Source organism: Streptomyces sp. NBC_01275, assembly GCF_026340655.1.
Lineage (GTDB): Bacteria > Actinomycetota > Actinomycetes > Streptomycetales > Streptomycetaceae > Streptomyces.
Genome location: NZ_JAPEOZ010000001.1, coordinates 6618674 through 6643461 on the forward strand (window position 1 = coordinate 6618674; position 24788 = coordinate 6643461).

Genomic DNA, 24788 nt, shown 5'->3' on the forward strand with positions numbered 1-24788 from the left:
GGTGTCCCCGCTCACGCCTCCTTCGAGGAACCTCCATGTATTCGTATGCGCATGTCCTGCGCGTTCCGCATGCCCGCCGTACCTTCGCCGCCGCCCTGACCGGCAGGCTGTCGTACGGGATCGTCCCGCTGTCCTTGATGCTCGCCGCGACCCGGGCCTCGGGCTCGTACGCGGTCGCGGGCGCGGTGATGGCGCTGTTCGGCGCCACCGCCGTCTTCCTGTCGCCCGCGCGGGCGGCCCTCGTCGACCGGTACGGGCCGCGCCGGGCGCTCGTCCCGACGGCCGTCGCCTATCTCGCGGTGCTCGGCCTGCTGACCGGCGCGGTCGCCCGCCCGGACGCCGTCCCGTCCCCGGTCCTCGGCGCCCTCGGCGCGGCCGCCGGGGCCTGCGTTCCGCCGCTGGGGCCGACCATGCGGGCCGTGTGGGGACGCCTCGCCCCGGACCGGGCGCTGCTCCAGCGCGCCTACAGCCTCGACGGCGTCGCCGAGGAACTCCTGTTCGTCTCGGGGCCGTTGCTGGTCGGCGTCCTCGTCGGGTTCGCTCCGCCCGCCGCCGGGATCGTCCTGGGCGCCGCCCTGATGGCCGTCGGCACGGCCGCCTTCGTGTCCTCGCCGGCGGTGCGCGCGGTGCCGCCGGGGAAGCGCGCGGTGCGGCGGCGCGACGGGGGCGGCCTGCGGGGGCTCGGGCGGCCCATGACCGCCGTCGCGGGCGTCGGGCTCGCGATCGGCGTGGTGGATCTGCTGGTCGTGGCCTTCGCCGAGGGGCACGGACACGGCGGTGCGAGCGTGGCCTGGGTGCTGGCCGCCCTGTCGGCGGGCAGCGCCGTCGGCGGGCTGCTCAACGGGGCCGTCGCCTGGCGGGCGCAGGCCGGGACGCGGCTGCCCCCGCTGACGGCGGCCCTCGGACTGGCACTGTGCGGCGCGGCCTTGGCGCCGGGCCTCGGCACGCTCGCCGTCGCCGTCGCGGTCGTCGGGTTCTTCGTGTCGCCGACGATCACCACCGCCTACCTCATCGCCGACGAGACCGCCGCGCCCGAGGCCCGGGTGCGGGCCGGGGCCTGGGTCAACACGGCCGTCAACGCGGGCAGTACGGCCGGCACGGCGGCCGCGGGCGCGCTGGCCGGGCGACTGCCGGTCGGGCTGTGCTTCGCGCTGACGGGAGCGGCGGTGCTGGTCACGGCGGCGGCGGTCACCAGAAGCGCCCGAAGGGGCACGAGCGAACTCGTGCCCCTCGCCTGACAGCCCGTCAGTCGTCGAGGTCCTGCGTGACCTTGCCCGTGCGCGCGTCGACTGTCCACTGGACGCCCTGGGCGGTGTCCACGCTCCAGACTGTGGCGGCGTGGTCGTCGTCGTCCAGATCCACGTCGGTCACCGTGCCCTTGCCCGCGACGGCCAGCGCGGCCTCGCGGGCGTCGACGCTCGCGCCCTTCAGCGCGGCCAGGTCCTCGCGGCCGTCGCCGTCGCCGTCGTCGTCGGCGTCGCCGTCGCGGTGCGCGCCGAGGACCTCGCCGGTGGCCGACGAGACGACGACGGTGTACTCCGTGCCGCCGGCCCGGACGACGTCCACCTGCCAGGCGCCCGCGTCGGCGCCGTCGTCCTCCCGGTCGGCGCCGACGGCGGTGCCCGGCGTGTGCTTCAGCGCGGCCGCGACGGCCTCGGCGGCGGTCGTCCGGGCGGAGCTGACCTGGACCCTCCCGGCACCGTCCGACGCGTTCTTCGAGACGACCTGGGCGCCTGCGGCCGCCGTACCGCTGTGCGTCTCGTCGTCCGCGAAGGCGACCGCCGCGCCTCCGCCGATCACGACGGACGCGGCGACGGCGGCGATGACGAGCTTGCGCTTCATGGGGGTTCCTCCCGAGTCGGATGGTGCTTCGTTGCGTCGGTTCGCTCTCGACGGGAACCAAGCTGCCGGAGCGGAGCTGAAGGCAGGCTGAAGCCACCTGAAGATCACTTCAGCTTCGGTTTGCGACCCTGGGCGCATGCGCCCGCCCGTCGCCCGCCACCACCCTGCTCGAGGCGCTCCGCGCCGCCCCTTCAGAATCCTGATCATCGAGGACGAGAAACGACTCGCCGTGTCCCTGGCCAAGGGCCTCATCGCCCAGGGCTACGCCGTGGACGTCGTCCATGACGGCCTGGAGGGACTGCACCGGGCGAGCGAGTCGCCGTACGACCTGCTCGTCCTCGACATCATGCTGCCCGGCATGAACGGCTACCGGGTCTGCTCGGCCCTGCGCGCCGCCGGCAACGACGTGCCGATCCTGATGCTCACCGCCAAGGACGGCGAGTACGACGAGGCGGAGGGCCTGGACACGGGCGCGGACGACTACCTCACCAAGCCGTTCTCCTACGTCGTCCTCGTCGCCCGGATCAAGGCGCTGCTGCGCCGGCGCGGGCAGGGGGCCGGGGCCTCGCCCGTGCACGTCCTCGGGGAGCTGAAGGTGGACACCGCGGCCCGCCGGGTGTTCCTGCGGGACGACGAAGTGGCGCTCACCGCCAAGGAGTTCGCCGTCCTGGAGCAGCTGGTCGGGCGGGCCGGGGAGGTGGTGTCCAAGGCCGAGATCCTCGACCACGTCTGGGACTTCGCCTACGACGGCGACCCCAACATCGTCGAGGTCTACGTCAGCGCCCTGCGCCGCAAGCTGGACGCGGCCCTCATCCGGACGGTCCGCGGCGCCGGGTACCGGCTGGAGCGACCGCAGCCGCCGGAGAGGCCGCAGACGCCGGAGGCGGCGCGATGAGGCGCCGGTTCGGGTCGGTACGGGCCCGGGCGACGCTCGGCGCCACCCTCGTCGTCGCCGTGGCCCTCCTCGCCGCCGGGACGGCCGTGCTGCTGTCCCTGCGCTCCAACCTCACCGGCCAGGCCGGCGGCCAGGCGGAGCGCTCCGCACGGGCCGTCGCCGCCCAGGTCGCCGTCGGCGCCCCGTACGAGGACCTCTCCGCCATGGACGACGACGACCGGCCGGTCCAGATCCTCGACGCGCGGGGCTCGCGGGTCGCGGCGAGCGAGGAACTGGAGCGGATCGGCGTGTCGGGGGCGGACGAGGACTCCGGCGAGGACCTCGACCCCGGCGAGATCGGCGACGAGACCGACTTCGCCGACGGTTTTGCGACCGTCGACGGCGACACGGCCGACTACCGCTTCGCCGCCGTCCAGGTGCGCTCCCCGGAGAAGGGCCCGCTCACCGTCCAGGCCGGCGCGCCGCTGGCCGCCGAGCAGAGCGCCGTACGCACCGCCCTCACCGTGCTGCTGGTCGGCTTCCCGCTGCTGCTCGCCGTCGTCGCGGGCGTGACCTGGCTGGTCACCCGGCGCGCGCTGCGCCCGGTCGAGGGGATCCGGCGTGAGATGGCCGCGATCACCGCCTCCGCCGACCTCGCCCGCCGCGTGCCCGAGCCGGACGCCCATGACGAGGTCGCCCGCCTGGCCCGGACGACCAACGAGACGCTGGCCGCGCTGGAGACCTCGGTGGAGCGCCAGCGCCGTTTCGTCGCCGACGCCTCCCACGAGCTGCGCAGCCCGATCGCCTCGCTGCGCACCCAGCTCGAGGTGGGCGCTGCCCATCCCGAGCTGCTGGATGTGGCGGGCGCGGTCGAGGACACCGTACGGCTGCAGAACCTCGCCGCCGATCTGCTGCTGCTCGCGCGGCTCGACGCGGGGGAGCGGCCCGCGGACGGGACGGTCGAGCTGACGGCGCTGGCGCGGGCCGCGGCGGCCGGGCGGCCGGACGTGACGGTGGTCGTGGAGGCCGCGGTGGAGGTGGAGGCCGGGGAGACCGCGGGGGCCGGGGCGGTCGTGGAAGTGGCCGGATCGCGGGGGCAGTTGGGGCGGGTGCTGGCCAACCTGCTGGACAACGCGCAGCGGCACGCCCGGTCGGCGGTCGCCGTGACCGTGCGGCGGGAGGGCGAGTGGGCCGTCGTCGAGGTCGCCGACGACGGGGACGGGGTGCCCGAGGCGGACCGGGAGCGCGTCTTCGAACGGTTCGTACGGCTCGACGACGCGCGCAGCCGGGACGACGGCGGGGCGGGGCTGGGCCTGGCCATCGCCCGGGACGTGACCGTCCGGCACGGCGGCACGCTCACCCTGCGCCGGACGCCGGCAGGCGGAGCCCTGTTCGAGCTCCGCCTGCCGGTTCACTGACGCGCTGTGCGGCGCTACGGGCGTCCGCGCTGCCCTCGGAGGTGTTCCCCGATGGGCTTGAGGGCCTTGTCGAGTTCCGCCAGGGCCTCGGGGGAGAGCAGGTCGATGAAGTGCCGGCGCACGGATCCCACATGATGGGGCGCGACCTTCTGCATCGTCTCCATGCCGTGCTCGGTCAGCACCGCGTACAGACCGCGGCGGTCGGACTCGCAGTTCTCGCGGCGCACCAGGTTCGCGTTCTCCATACGGGTGATCTGGTGCGAGAGGCGACTCTTGGACTGGAGGGTGGCGGAGGCGAGATCACTCATCCGCATCCGGACGTCTTCCGACTCGGAGAGGTTCACGAGGATCTCGTAGTCGTTCATCGTCAGGCCGAACGGCTGCAGGTCCTTCTCGAGCTGGTACGTCAACAGCCTGTTGACCTCCAGGTGGGTGCGCCAGGCGCACTGCTCCGCATCGGTCAGCCAGCGTGTGGCCGTTTCGGTCTCCATGAATGAAGTCTACCTAAAATGTTGAAAGGCGAACTAGTGAGGGTTGTCGTGCGGTGAAAGTGACGGTGTGCACACGTTCGATGTCACACTCCGCAGACTACCGCTCACAGCCCGAAGCGACGCTGGAGGTCCCCCAGCTGTCCGGGAAGGCGCGGCGCCCCGCCCGGCGCCCCGTGGCCGCCCTGACCGCCGGGCGCCGCACCGCCGCCGGGCACCCCCGGCTCGTGCGGAACGGCCCCCGTGGCCTGCTCGGCCATCAGGGTCTCGGAGGACTGCAGCAGCACCGTGCCGGCGCCCACGAACTCGAACTGGTGCTCCTCCCCGGAGGCCCCGCCCAGGCCTGTCAGCGCACGTAGACCGCCCATCACGCCCGTCATGTACCCGTGGTCGTAGTGATGGCAGGGCGACGGGCAGTCGGCCCAGCCGACGAGCGCCTGCGGGTCCACCCGGATGGGAGGCTCCATGAACACCACCGGACCGTTAGATGCGGCGACGAACTTCCCGGTTCCGATCAGAGTGAGAAATCCCGGCACGATCGACTGCTTCAGCGACAGAGTTGGCTGAAAAGCAAGCAGATTGCCCGAGCGAATGGTCAGATTGCCGTCGTCCAAGTCGTACGAATTCACGTCGAAGGCCCGGTCGGCGAGGAGCATCTTGCCCGAGCCCTCCGCCACGACCCAGTCGCTCGCGTGCAGAGGCGAATGGAACGACGTACGCACGAGACGGTCCAGCCGGCCGTGTCCGATGCCGTTGAAGTCGATCGAGCCGTAGTAGGCGATCATCTTCCCCTTCTGCAGGAACCACTGGCTCCCCTTGAGCTCCACGCAGAAGGTGTAGTTGTTCACGTTGTCGTCGACCGGCAGGGTCATGGGGTCGAACACCGACGGGCCGGCGCCCGGAGCTCCGTACATGCTCACAGCTTCTCCTCCGACGCCTGGACGAACACCGCACCGCTGCCGCTGAGCTCCAGCTGGAACCCCTCGCCGGAGCCCCGGCCCACCATGTCCCGCCAGCCCAGCGCGGTCGACAGCTTGTTGCGGACGTCGCCGTGGTGGGCGACGTAGGCCTGCGGGTCGACGTGGACCGGGCGCTGGGGGGTGATCGGGATCTCGAAGACCCCGCCGTGCGCCATCACGGCGACGGCCCCCTGCCCCTTCAGGGTCGTGGTGAACAGGCCCTGGCCGCTGATCTGGCCGCGGACCATGCCCATCACCCCGCCCTGGGAGCCCAGGAACATCGTGCCCTGCTGGAGCGTGCCCTCGAAGGCGAGCAGCCGGTCCGCCTCGACGTACAGCGTGTCGCCGGTGAGCTGGATGACATGGACGTGATGTCCGCCGTGTCCGAACAGGACCGTGCCGCTGCCCTCGACGCTCATCAGGGGCGTGTCCTCGTTGGCCAGCCGGCGGCCGATCATCGACATCACCCCGCCCTGCCCGCCCTGGATGTTGGGCGTGAAGGACACCTCGCCGCGGTACGCCAGCATCGCGCCGCGCTGACTGAACAGCCGCTGACCGGGATGGAGGGTCGCCTCGACCATCTTGGAGTTGATCTCACGGAAGGCCATGTCACACGTCCCCCGCGATCGTGTTCCGCTCGCTCGGCTGGACGTACACCAGACCGTCCCCCTCGAAGCGCATCTGGAAGGCCTCGCCGCCGCCCTCGCCCAGGAAGGTGCGGAAGGTCACACCCGACTGGAGGGACTGCCGGACGTTGCCCTGGTGCGCGATGTACGCGCCCGGGTCGACCGTCAGCGGGTACTGCGGGCTCACCCGGAGCACCACCGCGGGCCCGTCGGACATGATCGCCGCCTGTCCATGGCCCTCGACGGTCGTCGTGAACAGGCCGTTGCCCTGGGACGCCCCCCGCAGCCCGGTGAAACTGGTCCCCGTGCGCAGCCCCGCGTCCGTCGCGAGCAGATTGCTCGACTCCACGTACAGCTTGTCCCCCTGGAGACTGACGAGGTTGATCTCGGAGGCGCGATCGGCGAACCAGCACGTCCCCTGCCCCCTCACCTCCATCACGGTCATCTGCTCGCCGGTGAGCCGCCGGGTCACCATCCCCCGGATGCCCTCGCCGCCGCCACTGAGCTTCTTGAAGGCCATCTGCCCGTCGTACGCGACCATGGAGCCGTTCTTCGCCTTCACGGCATCCCCGGTCATGTCGACGGCGAGCACCTTGCTGCCTTGCAGTCGAAACATCGCCACGCTGCGAAGGTAGCCGCCGGACGGCCGGGTGGAACAGGGCCCGTAGGTGGAGAGAGACCCTGATCGCACCCTTAGGGGGACCGTTTGTCACAATGGGCGAGCGCTTGTGCGTGCGTTCACAAGTCGCCGACGTCAACGTCTCTCCCCCGATCTCCCCCGAAGGTGACCCGTGGATCTGAAGACAGCCTCCGCCCTCCGCCGACTCCGACTCGTCTCCGCCCCCGAGGCCATCTCCTTCCTGCTCCTGCTCGTGTGCTCGGTGCTGAAGCGGACCACGGACTTCAACGCGGTGCCCGTCATGGGCATGGTCCACGGCGTGCTCTTCGTCCTGTACGTGATCTTCTGGGCGGACGCCTGGAACCGCGCCAAGTGGTCCCTGAAGACCGCCGCCCTCTACTTCGTCCTCTCGGTCCTGCCCACCGGCGGCTTCTTCGCCGAGCGCAGGCTGCGCCGTGAGGCCGAGGACGCGGTGATCGCCTCCCGCGTCCGCAAGGAAGGCGTGGTCAACGCGTGATCGTCGCCTTCTCCGTCACCCCGCTGGGCGTCGGCGAGGAGGTCGGCGAGTACGTCGCCGACGCCGTCCGCGTCGTCCGCGACTCGGGCCTGCCGCACCGCACCGACGCGATGTTCACCTCCGTCGAGGGCGAGTGGGACGAGGTCATGGACGTCGTCAAGCGCGCCGTCGCCGCCGTGGAAGCCCGCGCACCCCGGGTCTCCCTGGTCCTCAAGGCCGACATCCGCCCCGGCGTGACGGACGGACTCACGGCGAAGGTCGAGACGGTGGAGCGGTACCTGAACCCCTCCCTCTGAGGCCCCCTGCCCCCCTCCCTCCGAAGTCCTCCTCCGCGTCCTCCCTCCGCCCCCGAACCTCTCGTTCCGAACCCCTGCACCAAGTCGGTACACCCGTTTGACCGGTCGCTCAATCAGGCGATCGGGTTATGCGTTTCGACGTCTGCGGGGTGGCTAACCTCTCCCGGTGCTCATCAGGGCGACGATCAAGTTCCGTGCGACGAGCGAGCGTTCGACGGGGCCGGAGGGAGGCGGAGTGGTGCGGCGGAGTGGTTCCGGCGGCGGGCTGCTGGGCAGGACGGTCACCGCGTCGGTGCTGGTGGCGGCCCTGGCGGCGGCCGGGGGAGGTGCGCCGTCGCGAGCCGGGCGATCGTCGGCCCCCGCTCCCGCGTGCGCGCTCGCGCCGGGTGAGCTGACCGTCGACGATCTGCCCGCCGGCGCCTCCGTGCTCGACTGCGCCGCCGTGGGCCGCCTGGTCACCCACGACGGCGCCGGCCTCACGGTCCCCGAGCCCGGCACGGCCGTCAGGGTCGACGCGCTCACGACGGACGGCTCGGCCCACGGCTTCACCCTGACCGTCGCCGCCGACGGCACGGTCTCCTACAGCTACGACGACGGCCACGACGACGGCCAGCCGTCGGCAGGGGCGCCCCACGCGCCCCACGCGCTCCTCTCGGCCTCGGCCCCCGGCACCCGCGCCGACGCCCCCGCCGCCTGCGCCGACTCCGCCTACACCACCGTCGACAGCAAGGAGTACGGCACCTACGAGTGGTTCATCGGCGACGGCCCCCAGCCGGGCGATCTGCCCCGCCGCGAGGTGCGCCAGATCTTCGAGGAGGCCATCGCCACCATCACCGGCGCCCGCAACAGCTGCGGCTTCGCCGACCCGGTCGCGGCGAAGGCGAGGTTCCTGGCCGCCACCGGCAACGAGGCGGGCATCGACCACATGGCCCGCTGCACCGCGCGGGACGGCATGAGCGTCTGGGACGCCGGCGACCTCAGCACCGTCGCCGTGGCCACGACCTGCACCTGGAGCCGTCCGGTTCCCGGCGGCCCCGACCGGCTGCTCGAAGCCGACGTCCGCTTCAACACCCACGACTACACGTTCACGAACGACCCCGCGGGCACCGGCTGCGCGAACGACTACGACATCCGGGGCGTCGCCACCCACGAGGCCGGGCATGTCTTCGGCCTGGGTCACGCGGGCGCGCGCCACGAGAACCTCACCATGTTCGCGAACTCGTTCCCCTGCTCCATGAGCGCCCGCACCCTCGGCAAGGGCGACGTCCTCGGCCTGCGCAGCCTCTACCGAAGGTGAGGACCGAAAGTCGAGACGGGGCTGACCAGCATATGAACGGCCGGTAAGGTCTGGAGGCGTGCCGAAGCCGCTCAGTCTTCCCTTCGACCCCATCGCGCGCGCCGACGAGCTCTGGAAGCAGCGCTGGGGCAGTGTGCCCTCCATGGCCGCCATCACCTCGATCATGCGCGCCCACCAGATCCTGCTCGCCGAGGTCGACGCGGTGGTCAAGCCGTACGGGCTGACGTTCGCGCGCTACGAGGCGCTGGTGCTGCTCACCTTCTCCAAGGAGGGCGAGCTGACCATGTCGAAGATCGGCGAGCGGCTCATGGTGCACCCGACGTCGGTGACGAACACCGTGGACCGCCTGGTCAAGTCGGGCCTGGTCGCCAAGCGCCCCAACCCCAACGACGGCCGCGGCACCCTCGCCGTGATCACCGACAAGGGCCGCGAGGTCGTCGACGCGGCCACCCGCGACCTGATGGCGATGGACTTCGGCCTCGGGGTGTACGACGCGGACGAGTGCGGGGAGCTCTTCGCGATGCTCAGGCCGCTGCGGGTCGCCGCGCGGGACTTCGACGAGGACTGACCCGGGGCAAGATCTCCCGGAACGGGTCGTTACGCTCGACCGCATGAAAAAGAGCGTGCTGACCCGCTACCGCGTCCTGGCCTACGTCACCGGTGTGCTGCTGGTCCTGCTGTGCCTGAGCATGATCGCCAAGTACGGCCTGAGCGTCGACGGCGCCGCCGACTTCACCCGGGTCGTCGCCATCGCGCACGGCTGGCTGTACGTCGTCTACCTCGTCTTCGCCTTCGACCTGGGCTCCAAGGCGAAGTGGCCGGTCGGCAAGCAGCTGTGGGTGCTGCTGGCCGGGACCATCCCGACCGCCGCCTTCTTCGTGGAGCGGAAGATCAGCCACGAGCTGGAGTCGAAGATCGCGCAGGACGTGCCCGTCGCCGCGAAGGTCTAGCGGGTTACCGCCGTACGGATGGCGTACGGCGGTCAGCCGTCGACATTTACTAGGACGTCCTAGTAAATTTGGGGCATGGACGCTGACGCTGACGCCATCGAGGAGGGCCGCCGTCGCTGGCAGGCCCGGTACGACGCCTCACGCACGCGTGAGGCCGACTTCTCCACGCTCTCCGGAGACCCGGTGGAGCCGGTGTACGGGCCCCGGCCCGGTGACACGTACGAGGGCTTCGAGCGGATCGGCTGGCCGGGGGAGTACCCCTACACCCGAGGCCTGTATCCGACCGGCTACCGGGGGCGGACGTGGACCATCCGCCAGTTCGCCGGGTTCGGCAACGCCGAGCAGACCAACGAGCGCTACCGGACGATCCTGGCCAACGGCGGCGGCGGACTCTCCGTCGCCTTCGACATGCCGACGCTCATGGGCCGCGACTCCGACGACCGGCACTCGCTCGGCGAGGTCGGCCACTGCGGGGTCGCCGTCGACTCCGCCGCCGACATGGAGGTCTTGTTCAAGGACATCCCGCTGGGCGACGTCACGACCTCCATGACGATCAGCGGTCCCGCCGTCCCCGTCTTCTGCATGTACCTGGTCGCCGCCGAGCGCCAGGGCGTCGACCCGTCCGTCCTCAACGGCACCCTCCAGACGGACATCTTCAAGGAGTACATCGCCCAGAAGGAGTGGCTCTTCCCGCCCGAGCCGCATCTGCGCCTCATCGGCGACCTGATGGAGTACTGCGCGAGCGCCATCCCCGCGTACAAGCCGCTGTCCGTCTCCGGCTACCACATCCGCGAGGCCGGCGCGACGGCCGCGCAGGAGCTGGCGTACACGCTGGCGGACGGCTTCGGGTACGTCGAACTGGGCCTGTCCCGCGGCATGGACGTCGACGTCTTCGCGCCCGGCCTGTCCTTCTTCTTCGACGCGCACCTCGACTTCTTCGAGGAGATCGCCAAGTTCCGCGCGGCGCGCCGGATCTGGGCCCGCTGGATGCGGGACGTCTACGGCGCGCGGTCCGACAAGGCCCAGTGGCTGCGCTTCCACACCCAGACCGCCGGCGTCTCGCTGACCGCCCAGCAGCCGTACAACAACGTGGTGCGCACGGCGGTGGAGGCGCTCGCGGCGGTCCTCGGCGGGACCAACTCGCTGCACACCAACGCCCTGGACGAGACCCTCGCGCTGCCGAGCGAGCAGGCCGCCGAGATCGCGCTGCGCACGCAGCAGGTGCTGATGGAGGAGACCGGCGTCGCCAACGTCGCCGATCCGCTGGGCGGTTCGTGGTTCGTGGAGCAGCTGACGGACCGGATCGAGGCCGACGCGGAGAAGATCTTCGAGCAGATCAGGGAGCGGGGGCTGCGGGCCCACCCCGACGGACGGCACCCGATCGGTCCGATCACCTCCGGGATCCTGCGGGGCATCGAGGACGGCTGGTTCACCGGGGAGATCGCCGAGTCGGCGTTCCGCTATCAGCAGGCCCTGGAGAAGGGGGAGAAGCGGGTCGTCGGCGTCAACGCGCACACCGGGTCGGTGACCGGGGACCTGGAGATCCTGCGGGTCGGCCACGAGGTGGAGCGGGAGCAGGTGCGGGCGCTGGGCGTCCGTAGGGCGGCGCGTGACGACATCGCCGTACGGGCCGCGCTGGACGCCCTGACGGACGCCGCCCGCGACGGTTCGAACATGATCGGGCCGATGCTGGACGCCGTCCGGGCGGAGGCGACGCTGGGGGAGATCTGCGACCTGCTGCGGGAGGAGTGGGGGGTCTACACGGAGCCGGCCGGGTTCTGAGCGGGTTCCGATCCGGGTCCTGGCTGTTGCGTCGGCCGGCGCTACGCGACCTGCGAGGCTCCCGCCAGTCCCAGCAGCAGCACCCGGGTGAAGCCGCGCGCCCACTCCTCGTCCGCCGGTTCCGCGCTGACCAGGGTGCGGTGGACGACCGCGCCCGCGACGACGTCGAAGATGAGGTCGACGGTGCGGGCGGTCTCGTCGGGGCCGGTCTGCGGGGGGAGTTCGCCGCGGGCCTGGGCGCGGGCGCGGCCCTCCAGAACCAGGTCCTTCTGGGGCTCGACGATGGAGTCGCGGATGCGGGCGCGCAGGGCGTCGTCGCGGGTGGACTCGGCGACCACCGCCATCAGGCCGCTCCTGGCCTCGGGGCGGGCCAGGATCGCCGCGAACTGCAGGACCACGCCCTCGATGTCGGCGGCCAGGCTGCCGCGGTCGGGGAGTTCGAGTTCGTCGAAGAGTTCCGCGACCGCGTCGACCACGAGTTCGTTCTTGCCCGCCCAGCGGCGGTAGAGGGTCGTCTTGGCGACCCCGGCGCGCGTCGCCACGTCTCCCAGGGTCAGCTTCGACCAGCCCAGGTCGACCAGTGCCGCCCGCGTCGCGGCCAGGATCGCGGCGTCCGCGGCGGCGCTGCGCGGCCTGCCGGTACGGCACGCGGGGGTACGGCACGCGGGGGTGCGGCCGGCGGGGGTGCGGCTCTGCATCCCCAGACGATAACCGCCGGTTTCCGCGGCGCCTCCGTGAGGGAGATCACCGGTGGGCCCTGTTGCAGAGGCACTCGGTGCCATTACGCTACGACTCGTAGCGAAAGCGCCGTGACGGACGTACCCGGAGCGCTTTTCGTGCAGGCGCGGAAACGGGGGAGGATAGACGCATGCAGCCACGGAACATGTCCATGAGCGGAGTCGTCGACCTCGCCGCGGTGAAGGCGGCCCAGGAGGCCAAGGCGAAGGCGGAGCAGACGCGCGCCGAAACGGCCCGCCAGGGCGGCGCGGGGGCCGTCTCCCCGGCCGATCTCGTCATCGACGTCGACGAGGCGGGATTCGAGAGCGAAGTCCTGCAGCGGTCCGCCGAAGTGCCCGTCGTCATCGACTTCTGGGCCGAGTGGTGCCAGCCCTGCAAGCAGCTGAGCCCCGTCCTGGAGCGGCTTGCCGTCGAGTACAACGGACGCTTCCTCCTCGCCAAGATCGACGTCGACGCCAACCAGATGCTGATGCAGCAGTTCGGGGTCCAGGGGATCCCGGCCGTCTTCGCGGTGGTCGCGGGGCAGGCGCTGCCGCTCTTCCAGGGGGCCGCGGGCGAGGCGCAGATCCGCCAGACCCTCGATCAGCTGGTGCAGGTCGCCGAGCAGCGCTTCGGTCTGACCGGCCTGACCGTCGACCCCGACGCCGAGCCCGGCGACCGCGGTGCCGAGGCCGTGGAGGAGACCCCGGCCGGTCCGTACGACGGGCTCCTCGAAGCCGCCGTCCAGGCGCTGGACGCGGGGGACTTCGGCGGCGCGGTGCGGGCCTACCAGAACGTGCTCGCCGACGACCCGGGCAACACGGAGGCCAAACTCGGGCTCGCGCAGGCCGAGTTGCTCCACCGGGTGGGAGGTATGGACCCGCAGCAGGTGCGCAAGGACGCCGCCGACCGGCCCACCGACGTCGAGGCGCAGATCGCGGCGGCCGACCTGGATCTGGTGGGCGGTCACGTCGAGGACGCGTTCGGACGGCTCATCGACACCGTGCGGGGCACGTTCGGCGACGACCGGGACGCCGTACGACTGCGGCTGCTGGAGCTGTTCGAGGTGGTCGGGCCCGAGGACCCGCGGGTGGCCGCGGCGCGGCGGGCGCTGGCGCGCGCTCTGTTCTGAGCCGGGCGGGGGCCGGTTCTGACCAGTCGCTAAACGTCGGGACTCGTGGTTCCCGAGTGAAAGTTCCGTCCCTGTGGTTCCCCTGCGGCCGCGCTTTACCAAATCTTGGTAATCGCGGCCGCTGTTACTTCAAGTAAGTCGAGGGCGTTGGTCTGTCGGGTTCTGTCCATCGATCAACAGCTTTGTTCCGGGGGTTGTTGCCACCCTGTGTCGCTGCCCGAGACCTATGGGTCGTTGTTCGGTTATCGCGCCGTTACTAGCCAGTAACGAACCCCCTTGTGCGGGCGGCGAGAATGCACCACGATCGGCCACGCTCGGTCCATTCCCGTACCCCGACAGCCGGTTGGGTCAACGGGTTTTCCTGGGTCCCCACCGAGCAGGGCCGACGGCAGTGCCGTCGTCCCTTGGGCAGGGGGGTCTTCGCCGCTCGGTGGAGCCTGTCCAGCAAGGTTGTGCGTGATGCGTGTCAGGCGCGACCAGTGGTTGTCGCTCGGGGGTGATCGCCGGTGATCGGTGCGCGGTTCGCGCCTCCGAGTACGGGCGCTCCCCATTCCCGAGGACGTAGCACTTCTCCCATCCCTGCCCGGCTGAGCCGCCGCCATGGGGGCGAGTCAGGGCCGGAGATGTACGTCCGAGAAGGAGGAAATATGGAGTCCCAGGTGCGTGGCGGGACCAGATGGAAGCGGTTCGCCGTCGTCATGGTGCCCAGCGTGGCCGCCACGGCTGCGATAGGCGTCGCCCTCGCGCAGGGCGCGCTCGCCGCGTCGTTCAGCGTGTCGGGGCAGTCGTTCAAGGTCAGCGCCGACAAGCTCGTCGGCACCGGCTTCTCGCAGTACGGCGCGATCGACGCGGGTTACACCCTCGACGGCAAGAAGACGGCTCACCCCGTCGCCGTCTCGGCGTTCAAGAGCGCCTCGATCACGAACATGTGCCAGTCCGTGGTCACCCCGAACATCCCGCTGCTCGGGTCCGTCAGCCTCATCCTGAAGGCCGGCGGCAGTGGCACGCCGGTCGAGGCCGACAACCTGTACATCGACGTCGAGGACCTCGCCGCCGATGCCGTGTTCAAGGGCATCGACATCGGTGTGGCCGGCAAGGACCTCAGCAAGGGTCCTGGCATCAAGAGCGGTGACACGGCCAACCCCTACGGCTTCGCCCAGCAGGCGGAGTCCGCGGAGCTGACCGACGTGAAGCAGACGGCGTGGGCCACCACTGCCGGAACCTTCAAGCTCAGCGGCCTGAAGATGTCGCTGTCGACGGGCACCAAGGAGTGCTACTAAGCACTCTCTGACGGGCGGGGGAGCCGGTGGCGCCCCCGCCCGTCCAGTCTGAACCCCGGGTCTTCACCCGCAGTACGACCCACCACCACAGCAACGCCGCACCAGGGAGCTGTTTTCCATGAGCGCCGAGACCCCTGTCGCCCCCGGCCGGTTCACCCACTGGAGGCAGCAGTTCCGCGCATGGCGGGGCACGAGGCCTTTCTGGGCCGGTCTGTTCGTCCTCTTCAGTGGACTCCCCATCGCCTATTTCCCGTACGCGCACCTCCAGGTGGGCCACCTGACGCTGGCGATGGCGACCACCGCGGGCGCGGGCTCCCTGATCATCGGTGTGCTGCTGGTCGTACTGGGCGTGAGCCTGTGGTTCCAGAAGCACGTAAGGACCTTCGCGGGTGTCGCGGCGATCCTGCTCGGCCTGGTGTCCCTGCCGGTCTCCAACCTCGGCGGCTTCCTCATCGGCTTCCTGTTCGCACTGATCGGCGGAGCGATGGCGGTGTCCTGGATGCCGGGCGTACCGCCTGTGGAGCCGGCGCCGGGGACCGGACCGGCCATGGGAGGAGCGCCCGAGAGCGCGTTCCCCGCGGGCGCCGAACCGGCGGGCGAGATCACCGAGAACCCGTACAGCACGGGCCCGGCCCTGACCAAGGAGTCCTCCCACACGGAGGACGCCGACAGGGCGGGCGAGCCGAACGATCTGTCAGGAACGATCCCGGCCACCGGGGCGAACGGGAGGCACAGTGCCGGCTGACGAGGTGACCACCGGGAGCGGTGTGGACGCTGCCCGTGTGAGAACCGGGCCGCGCCACGCGGCACCCAAGAAGCCGCTGTTCACCAGGTTCCACATGCCGGCCGGCAAGGCGATAGCCCTGGCGGCCATGCCCACCGCGGTGCTGATGGGGATGGGCTTCACGCCGACCCTCGCCACTGCCGAGGACCAGCCGGCGTCCAAGAGCCTCACCATCGACGAGTACAAGGACTGCGTCGCGGCCCTCGACGAGTCGGACGCCTCCGCGTCGGCCTCGCCGTCGCCGTCCGCGTCCGAGAGCACGAGCGACACCAAGGACGACTCCACGGACGGCTCGACGTCCACGGACGACTCCGAGGACGCGTCGGGCGGCTCTGGCGGTTCCTCTTCGTCGGACTCGGGTTCCGACGGCACGGCCGAGCCCTCGCCGTCGGCGTCCTCCGAGGCCGCCGCGGACAGCTCGACGACGACCTCCCAGTCCTCGTCGACGTCGTCTGACGACACCGCGACGCCCAGCCCGTCGGCCTCCGAGACGAGCAAGAACGTCCTGGAGACCATCGGCGACGCCATCACGGACCTCTTCGACGGCAGCGACTCCGCCGACACCGCCGACGACTCCGGCACGAGCGCGAGCCCGTCGCCGTCCGCGTCCGCCTCGGCCTCGACCGGCGACGACTCGTCGTCGAGCTCGGGCTCCTCCGGCGGCTCGGACACGAGCGGCTCCGACGAGGGCACCGCCAAGGGCACCAGCGACGCCGTCACCGACACGGTGAAGGACACGGCCAAGGAAGCCGCCGACGCGGCCGACGACGCCACCCAGGACGCCGAGAAGGCCGCCGACGAGGCGACCGCCTCGCCGTCCGCCAGCGAGAGCGCCACGAGCACCGACGACTGCCCCGTCGCCACCCTCGACGAGAGCGGCATCGACAACAAGGTCGCTCTCGCGAACGACCCCTGGTACCTCAACGCCAGTTCGCTGCTGCTCAAGGGCGCCGACTACCAGGGCGTCGTCGAGGTGAAGACGGCCGACGGGACCAAGAAGAAGGTCCTGAAGTACGTCATCTCCGACGGCACCGACATCGGCGACCTGCACCAGACGGTGATCGACAAGCAGGCCGGCAAGACCTACCACGTCCAGGCGGGCTCGGGCACGACGTCCACGATCCGCAACGGGCAGACGATCATGTACACCGAGAGCATCTCGGGGAACCTGTTCGGCCTGATCCCGGTCACGTTCAGCCCGGACAGCCCGCCCCCGCTGAACATCCCGCTGATCTACTTCACGAAGGTGAAGGTCGTCCAGGCCGGCCAGTTCGGCGGCGACCTCCACATTCCGGGGATGCACGTCTACAACGACTAGAAACGCCACGACGGTGAGGGCGCCCCCTGTCACAGGGGGCGCCCTCACCGTCGTTTCAGACCATTTCCCGAAGGAACCGAGTCCCTTGGCGGGAGCGTCAGTTGGCGCTCTCGCCGAGGTGGTGGACGCGGAGCATGTTGGTGGTGCCGGGGACGCCGGGGGGCGAGCCGGCGGTGATGATGACGATCTCGCCCGGGTTGAAGCGGTTGATCTTGGCGATCTCCTGGTCGACCATGTCGACCATTTCGTCGGTGGTGTTCACGAACGGCACCACGTGCGACTCGACGCCCCAGCTGAGCGCCAGCTGGTTGCGGGTGTTCTCGTCGGTGGTGAAGGCGATGATCGGCTGGGACGCGCGGTAGCGGGACAGCCGGCGCGCGGTGTCGCCGGACTGGGTGAAGGCCACCAGGCCCCGGCCGCCGAGGAAGTCGGAGATCTCGCACGCGGCGCGGGCGATCGAACCGCCCTGCGTGCGCGGCTTCTTGCCCGGCACGAGCGGCTGCAGACCCTTGCTGAGCAGCTCCTGCTCGGCCGCGGTGACGATCTTCGACATCGTCTTCACGGTCTCGATCGGATACGCGCCCACGCTCGACTCGGCGGACAGCATGACCGCGTCCGCGCCGTCCAGGATCGCGTTGGCCACGTCGGAGGCCTCGGCGCGGGTCGGACGGGAGTTGGTGATCATCGACTCCATCATCTGGGTCGCCACGATCACCGGCTTGGCGTTGCGCCGGCACAGCTCGATCAGGCGCTTCTGCACCATGGGGACCTTCTCGAGCGGGTACTCGACGGCCAGGTCGCCACGGGCCACCATCACGGCGTCGAACGCCGCGACGACGTCCTCCATGTTCTCCACCGCCTGCGGCTTCTCCACCTTGGCGATGACGGGGACCCGGCGGCCCTCCTCGTCCATGACCCGGTGGACGTCGGAGACGTCCTTGGCGTCCCGGACGAAGGACAGGGCGACCAGGTCGCAGCCCATGCGCAGTGCGAAGCGCAGGTCCTCGATGTCCTTCTCGCTCAGCGCGGGCACGTTGACCGCCGCGCCGGGCAGGTTGATGCCCTTGTGGTCGGAGATGACGCCGCCCTCGATGACGATCGTCTTCACCCGGGGGCCCTCGACGTCCAGGACCTTCAGCTCGACGTTGCCGTCGTTGATGAGGATCTGGTCGCCGCGCGAGACGTCGCCGGGCAGACCCTTGTACGTCGTGCCGCAGATCGTCTTGTCGCCGGGGACGTCCTCGGTGGTGATGGTGAAGTCGTCACCGCGCACCAGCTCGACCGGACCCTCGGCGAAGGTCTCGAGGCGGATCTTGGGGCCCTGGAGGTCGGCGAGGACGCCGATGGCCCGGCCGGTCTCCTTGGCGGCGGCCCGGACCCGGTCGTAGCGGCCCTGGTGCTCGGCGTGCGTGCCGTGGCTGAAGTTGAAGCGGGCCACGTTCATGCCGGCCTCGATGAGCGACACGAGCATTTCGTGGGAGTCGACCGCGGGGCCGAGAGTACAGACGATTTTCGAACGGCGCATGGGGCGATCCTATCGGTTTGTTTCGCTACGGAATATTCCGTCTGGTGGAAGATACAAATGGGCGGGTTCGCGCTCAGTTGCTTTCCTGCTCAGTTGCCACGCGGCGGAGCCGCATATCAATACCGCCCGACCAATGCGTAGGTCTGTGTGGCGATCTCCAGTTCCTCGTCCGTCGGCACCACGGCGACCGCCACCCGCGCGTCCGCGGGCGAGATCAGCCGCGGCTCGTCGCCGCGTACGGCGTTGAGCCCGCCGTCCACCGCGAGGCCCAGGCTCTCCAGGTCCGCGACGGCCGCCGCCCGCACCTCGGCCGCGTTCTCCCCGACCCCGGCGGTGAACGCGACCGCGTCCACCCGCCCGAGAACGGCGTAATAGGCGCCGATGTACTTCTTCAGACGGTGAATGTAGATGTCGAAGGCGAGCTTCGCCTGCGCGTCGCCCTCGTCGATCCGGCGCCGGATCTCCCGCATGTCGTTGTCGCCGCACAGTCCGATGAGCCCGCTCTTCTTGTTGAGAAGAGTGTCGATTTCATCGATGGACATTTCGCCAACACGTGCCAAATGGAAGATGACGGCCGGGTCGGCGTCTCCGGAGCGGGTGCCCATGACGAGGCCCTCGAGCGGGGTCAGCCCCATGGAGGTGTCCACGCACCGGCCGCCGCGCACGGCGGAGGCGGACGCCCCGTTGCCCAGGTGCAGCACGATGACGTTCACCTCTTCGGGTGTCCTGCCGAGCAGCTTCGCCGTCGCCCGGGAGACGTACGCGTGCGAGGTCCCGTGGAAGCCGTAGCGCCGGATGCGGTGCGCGTCGGCGGTCTCGACGTCGATCGCGTAGCGGGCGGCGGACTCCGGCATCGTCGTGTGGAACGCGGTGTCGAAGACGGCGACCTGGGGCAGGTCGGGGCGCAGGGCCATGGCCGTGCGGATGCCGGTGAGGTTGGCCGGGTTGTGCAGCGGGGCCACCGGGATCAGCCGTTCGATCTCGGCGAGCACGGCCGCGTCGATCACCGTCGGCTCGGTGAAGTGCTTGCCGCCGTGCACCACCCGGTGCCCGATGGCGGCCAGTTCGGGCGAGTCCAGCCCGAGCCCGTCCCTCGCCAGCTCCTCGGACACGGCCTTCAGCGCGGCGTCGTGGTCGGCGATCGGGCCGGTCTGCTCACGGGAGGCGCCGCCGGTGGCCAGGGGCGTGTGCTTGAGCCGGGAGGACTGCTCGCCGATGCGCTCGACGAGCCCCACCGCCAGCCGGCTGCTGTCGCGCATGTCGAGCAGTTGGTACTTCACCGACGAGGAGCCGGAGTTGAGGACGAGGATGCGGGTCGCGCTCACTGCTGGGGAACCTTCTCGCTCGAAGTCTGGGCCTGGATCGCCGTGATGGCGACGGTGTTGACGATGTCCTGCACGAGGGCGCCCCGGGACAGGTCGTTGACCGGCTTGCGCAGGCCCTGGAGCACCGGCCCGACGGCGATCGCGCCGGCCGAACGCTGCACGGCCTTGTAGGTGTTGTTGCCGGTGTTGAGGTCGGGGAAGATCAACACGCTGGCCTGTCCGGCGACTTCGGACTCGGGCAGCTTGGTGGCGGCGACGGTCGGCTCCACGGCCGCGTCGTACTGGATCGGCCCCTCGATCTTCAGGTCGGGCCGCCGCGAGCGGGCCAGCTCGGTGGCCTCGCGCACCTTGTCGACGTCGGCGCCCGACCCGGACGTGCCCGTCGAGTACGACAGCATCGCGATCCGCGGCTCCACGCCGAACTGGGCGGCGGTGACGGCCGACTGGAGGGCGATGTCGGCGAGCTGCTCGGCGTTGGGGTCGGGGTTCACGGCGCAGTCGCCGTAGACGAGGACCTTGTCGGCGAGGCACATGAAGAAGACGGACGAGACGATGTCGGCGTCCGGCCGGGTCTTGATGATCTCGAAGGCGGGCCGGATGGTGGCGGCCGTGGAGTGCACGGCCCCGGAGACCATGCCGTCGGCGAGGCCCTCCTGGACCATCAGGGTCCCGAAGTAGTTGACGTCGGAGACGACGTCGTAGGCCAGCTCCACGGTCACGCCCTTGTGGGCGCGCAGCCGGGCGTACTTCTCGGCGAAGGAGTCGCGCAGCTCGCTGGTGGCCGGGTCGATCAGCAGGCAGTCGCCGAGGTCGATGCCGAGGTCGGCGGCCTTCTTGCGGATCTGGTCGACGGGCCCGAGGAGGGTGAGGTCGCAGACGCCCCGGCGCAGCAGCACCTCGGCCGCGTGCAGGACGCGTTCCTCCGTGCCCTCGGGCAGGACGACCCGGCGCTTGTCGGAGCGGGCCTGTTCGAGGAGCTTGTGCTCGAACATCATCGGCGTGACGCGGTCGCTGCTGGGGGCCGAGACCCGCTTCAGCAGGCCGGCCGTGTCGACGTGCCGTTCGAAGAGGCCGAGGGCGGTCTCCGCCTTGCGCGGGGTGGCCGCGTTCAGCTTGCCCTCCAGGGAGAACAGCTGTTCGGCGGTGGGGAAGCTGAGGCCGGGCACCGAGACGACGGGGGTGCCGGGGGCGAGCCGGGCGGCGAGGGTGAGGATCTCGTCGGACGGGACCTCGTCGAGCGTGAGCACCACGCCGGCTATCGGCGGGGTGCCGGCGCTGTGCGCGGCGAGCGAGCCGATGACCAGGTCGGCCCGGTCGCCCGGGGTGACGACCAGGCAGCCCGGGGTCAGGGCGTCGAGGAAGTTCGGCAGCATCGCGCCGCCGAAGACGAAGCCGAGCGCGTCGCGGGCCAGCCCGGAGTCGTCGCCGAGCAGCACCTTCGCGCCGAGCGCGTGGGCGATCTGCGCAACGGTCGGCGCGGCGAGGGCGGGCTCGTCGGGCAGGACGTAGCAGGGCGCCGGGAGCCGGTCGGCGAGCCGCTCGGCGATCTTCTCGCGGTCCTCGCGGGCGACCCGGTTGACGACCATGGCGAGGACGTCGCAGCCGAGGCCGTCGTAGGCGCGGTAGGCGTTGCGGGTCTCGGCGAGCACGGACCCCGCGGTCTGGCCGCGGCCGCCCACGACGGGGATCACGGACGCGCCGAACTCGTTCGCCAGGCGCGCGTTGAGGGCGAGCTCGTCGGGGAACTGGGTGTCGGCGAAGTCGGTGCCCAGGACGAGGACGACGTCGTAGTCGCGCGCCACGAGGTGGAAGCGGTCGACGAGGGTGGAGAGCAGCTCGTCCGTGCCCTGCTCGGCCTGGAGGGCGGACGCCTCGTGGTAGTCCATGCCGTAGACGGTCGCGGGGTCCTGCGCCAGCCGGTAGCGCGCACGCAGCAGCTCGAACAGTCGATCGGGCCCGTCGTGGACGAGGGGGCGGAAGACGCCCACCCGGTCGACCTGCCGGGTCAGCAGCTCCATGACCCCCAGCTCGACGACCTGGCGGCCGTCGCCGCGATCGATACCGGTCACGTACACGCTGCGCGTCACGCAAGCACTCCGTCTCTTCCGTCTCTTCTGCCGGGCTCTTCGTATCGGGCTCGTCGTATCGAGCTCTTCCTATCGAGCTCTTCTTGTCGAGCTCTTCTTGTATGGGGTCATAAAAATCGCCCACCTAGGTGAGCAGATCCCTCTTGACAATACCTCTGGGCGTGGATAAGGCGCCCGTCAAGAGACAGCCCGCTCGGCGGCGTGAAACAATCGGACTCGGCTCACCGGCAACGACAGCGAGCAGGAGACACAGCACGATGCGCATCGGAGTTCTCACCGCAGGCGGCGACTGCCCCGGCCTGAACGCAGTGATCCGGTCGGTGGTGCACCGCGCGGTCGACAACTACGGCGACGAGGTCATCGGCTTCGAGGACGGTTACGCCGGCCTGCTGGACGGCCGTTACCGCGGCCTCGACCTCAACGCGGTCAGCGGCATCCTCGCCCGCGGCGGCACCATTCTCGGCTCGTCCCGGCTGGAGCGCGACCGGCTGCGCGAGGCCTGCGAGAGCGCCTCCGACATGATCCACGACTTCGGCATCGACGCGCTGATCCCGATCGGCGGCGAGGGCACGCTGACGGCGGCGCGGATGCTGTCGGACGCGGGGCTGCCGGTGGTCGGCGTACCGAAGACGATCGACAACGACATCTCGTCGACGGACCGGACGTTCGGCTTCGACACGGCGGTCGGCGTCGCGACGGAGGCGATGGACCGCCTGAAGACCACCGCCGAGTCCCACCAGCGGGTGATGGTCGTCGAGGTCATGGGCCGGCACGCGGGCTGGATCGCCCTGGAGTCCGGCATGGCGGCGGGCGCGCACGGCATCTGCCTGCCCGAGCGCCCCTTCGACCCGGCGGACCTGGTCAAGATGGTCGAGGAGCGCTTCTCGCGCGGCAAGAAGTTCGCGGTGATCTGCGTCGCGGAGGGCGCGCACCCGGCCGAGGGCACCATGGACTACGGCCATGGCGCGATCGACCAGTTCGGCCACGAGCGCTTCCAGGGCATCGGCACGGCGCTGGCGTACGAGCTGGAGAAGCGGCTCGGCAAGGAGGCCCGCCCGGTCATCCTCGGCCACATCCAGCGCGGCGGCGTGCCCACGGCCTACGACCGCGTCCTCGCGACCCGCTTCGGCTGGCACGCCGTGGAGGCGGCGCACCGGGGCGAGTTCGGCCGCATGACGGCGCTGAACGGGACCGACGTGGTGATGGTGCCGCTGGCACAGGCGGTCACGGAACTGAAGACGGTCCCGAAGGACCGCATGGACGAGGCGGAGTCGGTCTTCTAGGAGGTCTGCGCAGGCCTACGGAAGTCTGCTGAGGTCTGCTGAGGTCTGCTGAGACCTACGCGGTCCGCTGCTCGAGGGTCGTCCAGAAGTTGTCGACGATCATGTCGAGGAAGTCCCGGCCGGCCGCGCCGCCGTCGCCCCAGTTCGGCGTGGCGACCTGCCCCTGGTAGCCCCGGTGCAGCTCTTGGAGGGCCTCCTCCAGGAGCCGCCGGTCCAGGGGCACGATCCTGCCCACGGCCTTCGCGTACGCCTGCCAGCGCGTGCGCACGGCCGCGCGGAGCAGCTCGGCGAGCCGGGACTCCTCGCCGGTGACGGCGACCAGATCGGGGAGCGAGAGGTCGAGCAGCTCGGCCAGCGCGGCGGACTGCCGCTCCGTGCCGCGCCACTGCCCGCTCTCCTCCATCCGGACGTAGGCCAGGAACTCGTGCCCCACGGCCCGGGCGACGTCCTCGGGGGCGAGGCCTCGGGCGATGCGATGCTCGTGAAGCGTCCGCGGGCGGCCGATCAGATCGGCGGGGGAGCACCATAAGACGCCTGCGAGAGCGGCGAGTTCGGGTGCGCTGGGGGCGTCCGTCCCGCGTTCCCAGTCGATCACCAGCTCGGGGGTGGCGTAGGGGAGGTCGTACGAGGCGCGGAGGCTGTAGGCGACGTGTTCGGGGCTCATCCCGAGGGCGGCACGGATCTTCCGGGCGGCGGGGGAGTCGAAGGGGGGACCTGGCTGGCGCGTGTGGGCGGGAGGTCTGGGCACGGGGACAACGTAGAGGGTGGGGGGTGGGGTGGCTACGGGCGTCCGGTGATTTTCCCGACGACCGGTCCGTTGAAGACGCTGTTGCGGAAGTCGAGGTGGTCGCCGCGGTGTCGGGGTTCTTCCGCGGCGCCTTCTCCGGGCTCGGACGAGTGGTCCCGAGGTCGGAGTCTGCGCAGGATCGCCATCGCCACCGCAGCGGCTTGGGCGGCGGCCCGACCCTGTGATCCCGAAGCGTCGGCCTCGTCCTTGTCCGGGTTCGCGTGATCGCTGATTCCTCGGACGACCAGGGCGTCCAACTGCCCGTTGAGGTGTGCCGCGTGGGCCGCGCCCGAGCCCTCCATCTCGATGGCGTACGCGTCGTTGTAGTGCTGCCCGATGTACTCGGCGAACGCGGACCTGTCGTCGGCCAGGACCACGTCTGCGCAGGCGATGGGCTTGCGGTGTCCCCGAACCTCGTTCTTCATCTCCCGCAGCACGGAACGGGCCGCCTGCACGAGTCGGTGCGAACCGTGCCAGACCTCGGGCCGTGCCTTGAAGCCCTCCGGCGTCAGCTTGCCGCCCTGCACCGCGTACACCTTGGTGCCGACCACGACGTCGCCGATCTCCACGTCGTCCTTGAGTCCGCCCGCGACTCCGACGAAGAGCAGCGCCTCGGGACGCAGCCACGCGATGATCTGCGTGGTGAGCGCGGCCGCGTTCACGGCTCCTTCGCCGAGTTCGGCCACCGCCACGGTCCAGGGCGTGCCGGAGAGCCGGCCGGCCTCGACGATGGTGCCGCCTTCATGGGTGAGTTCCTCGGGATCCTCGATCCAGTCGAGTACCGCCTCGTACTCGAGCGCGAGCGCGGTGAGGATCACGACAGTGGGCTGTGTCTTCGGCACCCTTTTAAGGTACTGCGGTACTGCGGTACTGCCGGGCTCA

General features: G+C 70.7%; 25 protein-coding genes. 14 read left to right on the top strand and 11 right to left on the bottom strand.

What is annotated here, in order from left to right:
* The first annotated feature begins 35 nt into the window (after positions 1 to 35).
* Entirely contained in the window at positions 36 to 1238 is a 1203-nt protein-coding gene (locus OG562_RS29475) for an MFS transporter (RefSeq protein ID WP_266403130.1), read from the top strand.
* 7 nt (positions 1239 to 1245) lie between these two features.
* Here the strand turns inward: OG562_RS29475 and OG562_RS29480 are convergent, their stop codons facing one another.
* Entirely contained in the window at positions 1246 to 1842 is a 597-nt protein-coding gene (locus OG562_RS29480; protein WP_266403133.1) for a PepSY domain-containing protein, read from the bottom strand.
* A 136-nt stretch (positions 1843 to 1978) separates the two neighbouring features.
* Here OG562_RS29480 and OG562_RS29485 point away from each other — a divergent pair, with 136 nt between their 5' ends.
* Together OG562_RS29485 and OG562_RS29490 are read left to right on the top strand one after the other, a co-directional pair.
* The gene (locus tag OG562_RS29485; RefSeq protein WP_266403136.1) at positions 1979 to 2737 is read left to right on the top strand and encodes a response regulator transcription factor; all 759 of its coding nucleotides are present in this window, start codon (positions 1979 to 1981) and stop codon (positions 2735 to 2737) included.
* On the top strand, positions 2734 to 4134 hold the full coding sequence (locus OG562_RS29490) for a cell wall metabolism sensor histidine kinase WalK (protein WP_266403138.1): 1401 nt from the start codon (positions 2734 to 2736) through the stop codon (positions 4132 to 4134). Before OG562_RS29485 ends, OG562_RS29490 begins: the two co-directional genes overlap by 4 nt.
* A 14-nt stretch (positions 4135 to 4148) precedes the next feature.
* Here the strand turns inward: OG562_RS29490 and OG562_RS29495 are convergent, their stop codons facing one another.
* The 4 genes from OG562_RS29495 to OG562_RS29510 all read right to left on the bottom strand — a co-directional run bounded on the left by OG562_RS29495 (position 4149) and on the right by OG562_RS29510 (position 6823).
* Positions 4149 to 4625: a MarR family winged helix-turn-helix transcriptional regulator gene (locus OG562_RS29495; protein ID WP_266403141.1), complete on the bottom strand. Its 477-nt coding sequence runs from the start codon at positions 4623 to 4625 to the stop codon at positions 4149 to 4151.
* A 104-nt stretch (positions 4626 to 4729) separates the two neighbouring features.
* Entirely contained in the window at positions 4730 to 5536 is an 807-nt protein-coding gene (locus tag OG562_RS29500; protein ID WP_266409605.1) for an AIM24 family protein, read from the bottom strand.
* 2 nt (positions 5537 to 5538) lie between these two features.
* Positions 5539 to 6189: an AIM24 family protein gene (locus OG562_RS29505; protein WP_266403144.1), complete on the bottom strand. Its 651-nt coding sequence runs from the start codon at positions 6187 to 6189 to the stop codon at positions 5539 to 5541.
* 1 nt (position 6190) lies between these two features.
* A complete protein-coding gene (locus OG562_RS29510) occupies positions 6191 to 6823 on the bottom strand; it encodes an AIM24 family protein (protein WP_266409607.1) in 633 nt (210 codons plus the stop codon).
* 175 nt (positions 6824 to 6998) lie between these two features.
* Here OG562_RS29510 and OG562_RS29515 point away from each other — a divergent pair, with 175 nt between their 5' ends.
* The 6 genes from OG562_RS29515 to OG562_RS29540 all read left to right on the top strand — a co-directional run bounded on the left by OG562_RS29515 (position 6999) and on the right by OG562_RS29540 (position 11668).
* Positions 6999 to 7343 (top strand): DUF3817 domain-containing protein, encoded by a 345-nt coding sequence (locus tag OG562_RS29515; RefSeq protein ID WP_266403147.1) that lies wholly within the window; start codon positions 6999 to 7001, stop codon positions 7341 to 7343.
* Positions 7340 to 7639 (top strand): MTH1187 family thiamine-binding protein, encoded by a 300-nt coding sequence (locus OG562_RS29520; RefSeq protein ID WP_266403150.1) that lies wholly within the window; start codon positions 7340 to 7342, stop codon positions 7637 to 7639. The genes OG562_RS29515 and OG562_RS29520 overlap by 4 nt, the downstream gene beginning before the upstream one ends.
* Positions 7640 to 7805: 166 nt before the next feature.
* Positions 7806 to 8936 (top strand): matrixin family metalloprotease, encoded by a 1131-nt coding sequence (locus OG562_RS29525; protein WP_266403152.1) that lies wholly within the window; start codon positions 7806 to 7808, stop codon positions 8934 to 8936.
* Positions 8937 to 8994: 58 nt separating this feature from the next.
* Entirely contained in the window at positions 8995 to 9504 is a 510-nt protein-coding gene (locus OG562_RS29530; protein WP_266403155.1) for a MarR family winged helix-turn-helix transcriptional regulator, read from the top strand.
* Positions 9505 to 9547: 43 nt separating this feature from the next.
* A complete protein-coding gene (locus tag OG562_RS29535; protein WP_266403158.1) occupies positions 9548 to 9886 on the top strand; it encodes a DUF3817 domain-containing protein in 339 nt (112 codons plus the stop codon).
* Positions 9887 to 9961: 75 nt separating this feature from the next.
* The gene (locus OG562_RS29540; RefSeq protein WP_266403161.1) at positions 9962 to 11668 is read left to right on the top strand and encodes a methylmalonyl-CoA mutase; all 1707 of its coding nucleotides are present in this window, start codon (positions 9962 to 9964) and stop codon (positions 11666 to 11668) included.
* 41 nt (positions 11669 to 11709) lie between these two features.
* On the opposite strand, the gene OG562_RS29545 is transcribed toward OG562_RS29540, so the two are convergent.
* Complete coding sequence (locus tag OG562_RS29545) at positions 11710 to 12366, bottom strand: TetR/AcrR family transcriptional regulator (RefSeq protein ID WP_266403164.1); 657 nt, start codon at positions 12364 to 12366, stop codon at positions 11710 to 11712.
* A gap of 170 nt (positions 12367 to 12536) precedes the next feature.
* Between OG562_RS29545 and OG562_RS29550 the strand changes: the two genes are divergently transcribed.
* From OG562_RS29550 to OG562_RS29565, 4 genes are all read left to right on the top strand, one after another.
* Positions 12537 to 13517 (top strand): tetratricopeptide repeat protein, encoded by a 981-nt coding sequence (locus OG562_RS29550; protein ID WP_266403166.1) that lies wholly within the window; start codon positions 12537 to 12539, stop codon positions 13515 to 13517.
* A gap of 647 nt (positions 13518 to 14164) precedes the next feature.
* Entirely contained in the window at positions 14165 to 14797 is a 633-nt protein-coding gene (locus tag OG562_RS29555; RefSeq protein WP_266403169.1) for a DUF6230 family protein, read from the top strand.
* Between the two features lie 118 nt (positions 14798 to 14915).
* Positions 14916 to 15542, top strand: coding sequence for a DUF6114 domain-containing protein (locus OG562_RS29560; RefSeq protein WP_266403172.1), 627 nt, complete (start codon positions 14916 to 14918; stop codon positions 15540 to 15542).
* Positions 15532 to 16899: a hypothetical protein gene (locus OG562_RS29565; RefSeq protein ID WP_266403175.1), complete on the top strand. Its 1368-nt coding sequence runs from the start codon at positions 15532 to 15534 to the stop codon at positions 16897 to 16899. The genes OG562_RS29560 and OG562_RS29565 overlap by 11 nt, the downstream gene beginning before the upstream one ends.
* 97 nt (positions 16900 to 16996) lie before the next feature.
* On the opposite strand, the gene pyk is transcribed toward OG562_RS29565, so the two are convergent.
* The 3 genes from pyk to pta all read right to left on the bottom strand — a co-directional run bounded on the left by pyk (position 16997) and on the right by pta (position 21836).
* A complete protein-coding gene (pyk, locus tag OG562_RS29570; protein ID WP_266403177.1) occupies positions 16997 to 18424 on the bottom strand; it encodes a pyruvate kinase in 1428 nt (475 codons plus the stop codon).
* A 116-nt stretch (positions 18425 to 18540) separates the two neighbouring features.
* Entirely contained in the window at positions 18541 to 19749 is a 1209-nt protein-coding gene (locus OG562_RS29575; RefSeq protein ID WP_266403179.1) for an acetate kinase, read from the bottom strand.
* Positions 19746 to 21836 (bottom strand): phosphate acetyltransferase, encoded by a 2091-nt coding sequence (gene pta, locus OG562_RS29580; protein WP_266403180.1) that lies wholly within the window; start codon positions 21834 to 21836, stop codon positions 19746 to 19748. The genes OG562_RS29575 and pta overlap by 4 nt, the downstream gene beginning before the upstream one ends.
* Before the next feature lie 257 nt (positions 21837 to 22093).
* Between pta and OG562_RS29585 the strand changes: the two genes are divergently transcribed.
* Positions 22094 to 23119 carry an ATP-dependent 6-phosphofructokinase gene (locus tag OG562_RS29585; RefSeq protein ID WP_266403183.1) on the top strand — a complete coding sequence of 342 codons (1026 nt, stop codon included), beginning with the start codon at positions 22094 to 22096 and terminating at the stop codon, positions 23117 to 23119.
* A gap of 55 nt (positions 23120 to 23174) precedes the next feature.
* Here OG562_RS29585 and OG562_RS29590 read toward each other — a convergent pair whose 3' ends face one another.
* Positions 23175 to 23867, bottom strand: coding sequence for a helix-turn-helix transcriptional regulator (locus OG562_RS29590; RefSeq protein WP_266403186.1), 693 nt, complete (start codon positions 23865 to 23867; stop codon positions 23175 to 23177).
* 32 nt (positions 23868 to 23899) lie between these two features.
* Entirely contained in the window at positions 23900 to 24748 is an 849-nt protein-coding gene (locus tag OG562_RS29595) for a 5'-methylthioadenosine/S-adenosylhomocysteine nucleosidase (protein WP_266403188.1), read from the bottom strand.
* Positions 24749 to 24788 lie beyond the last annotated feature (40 nt).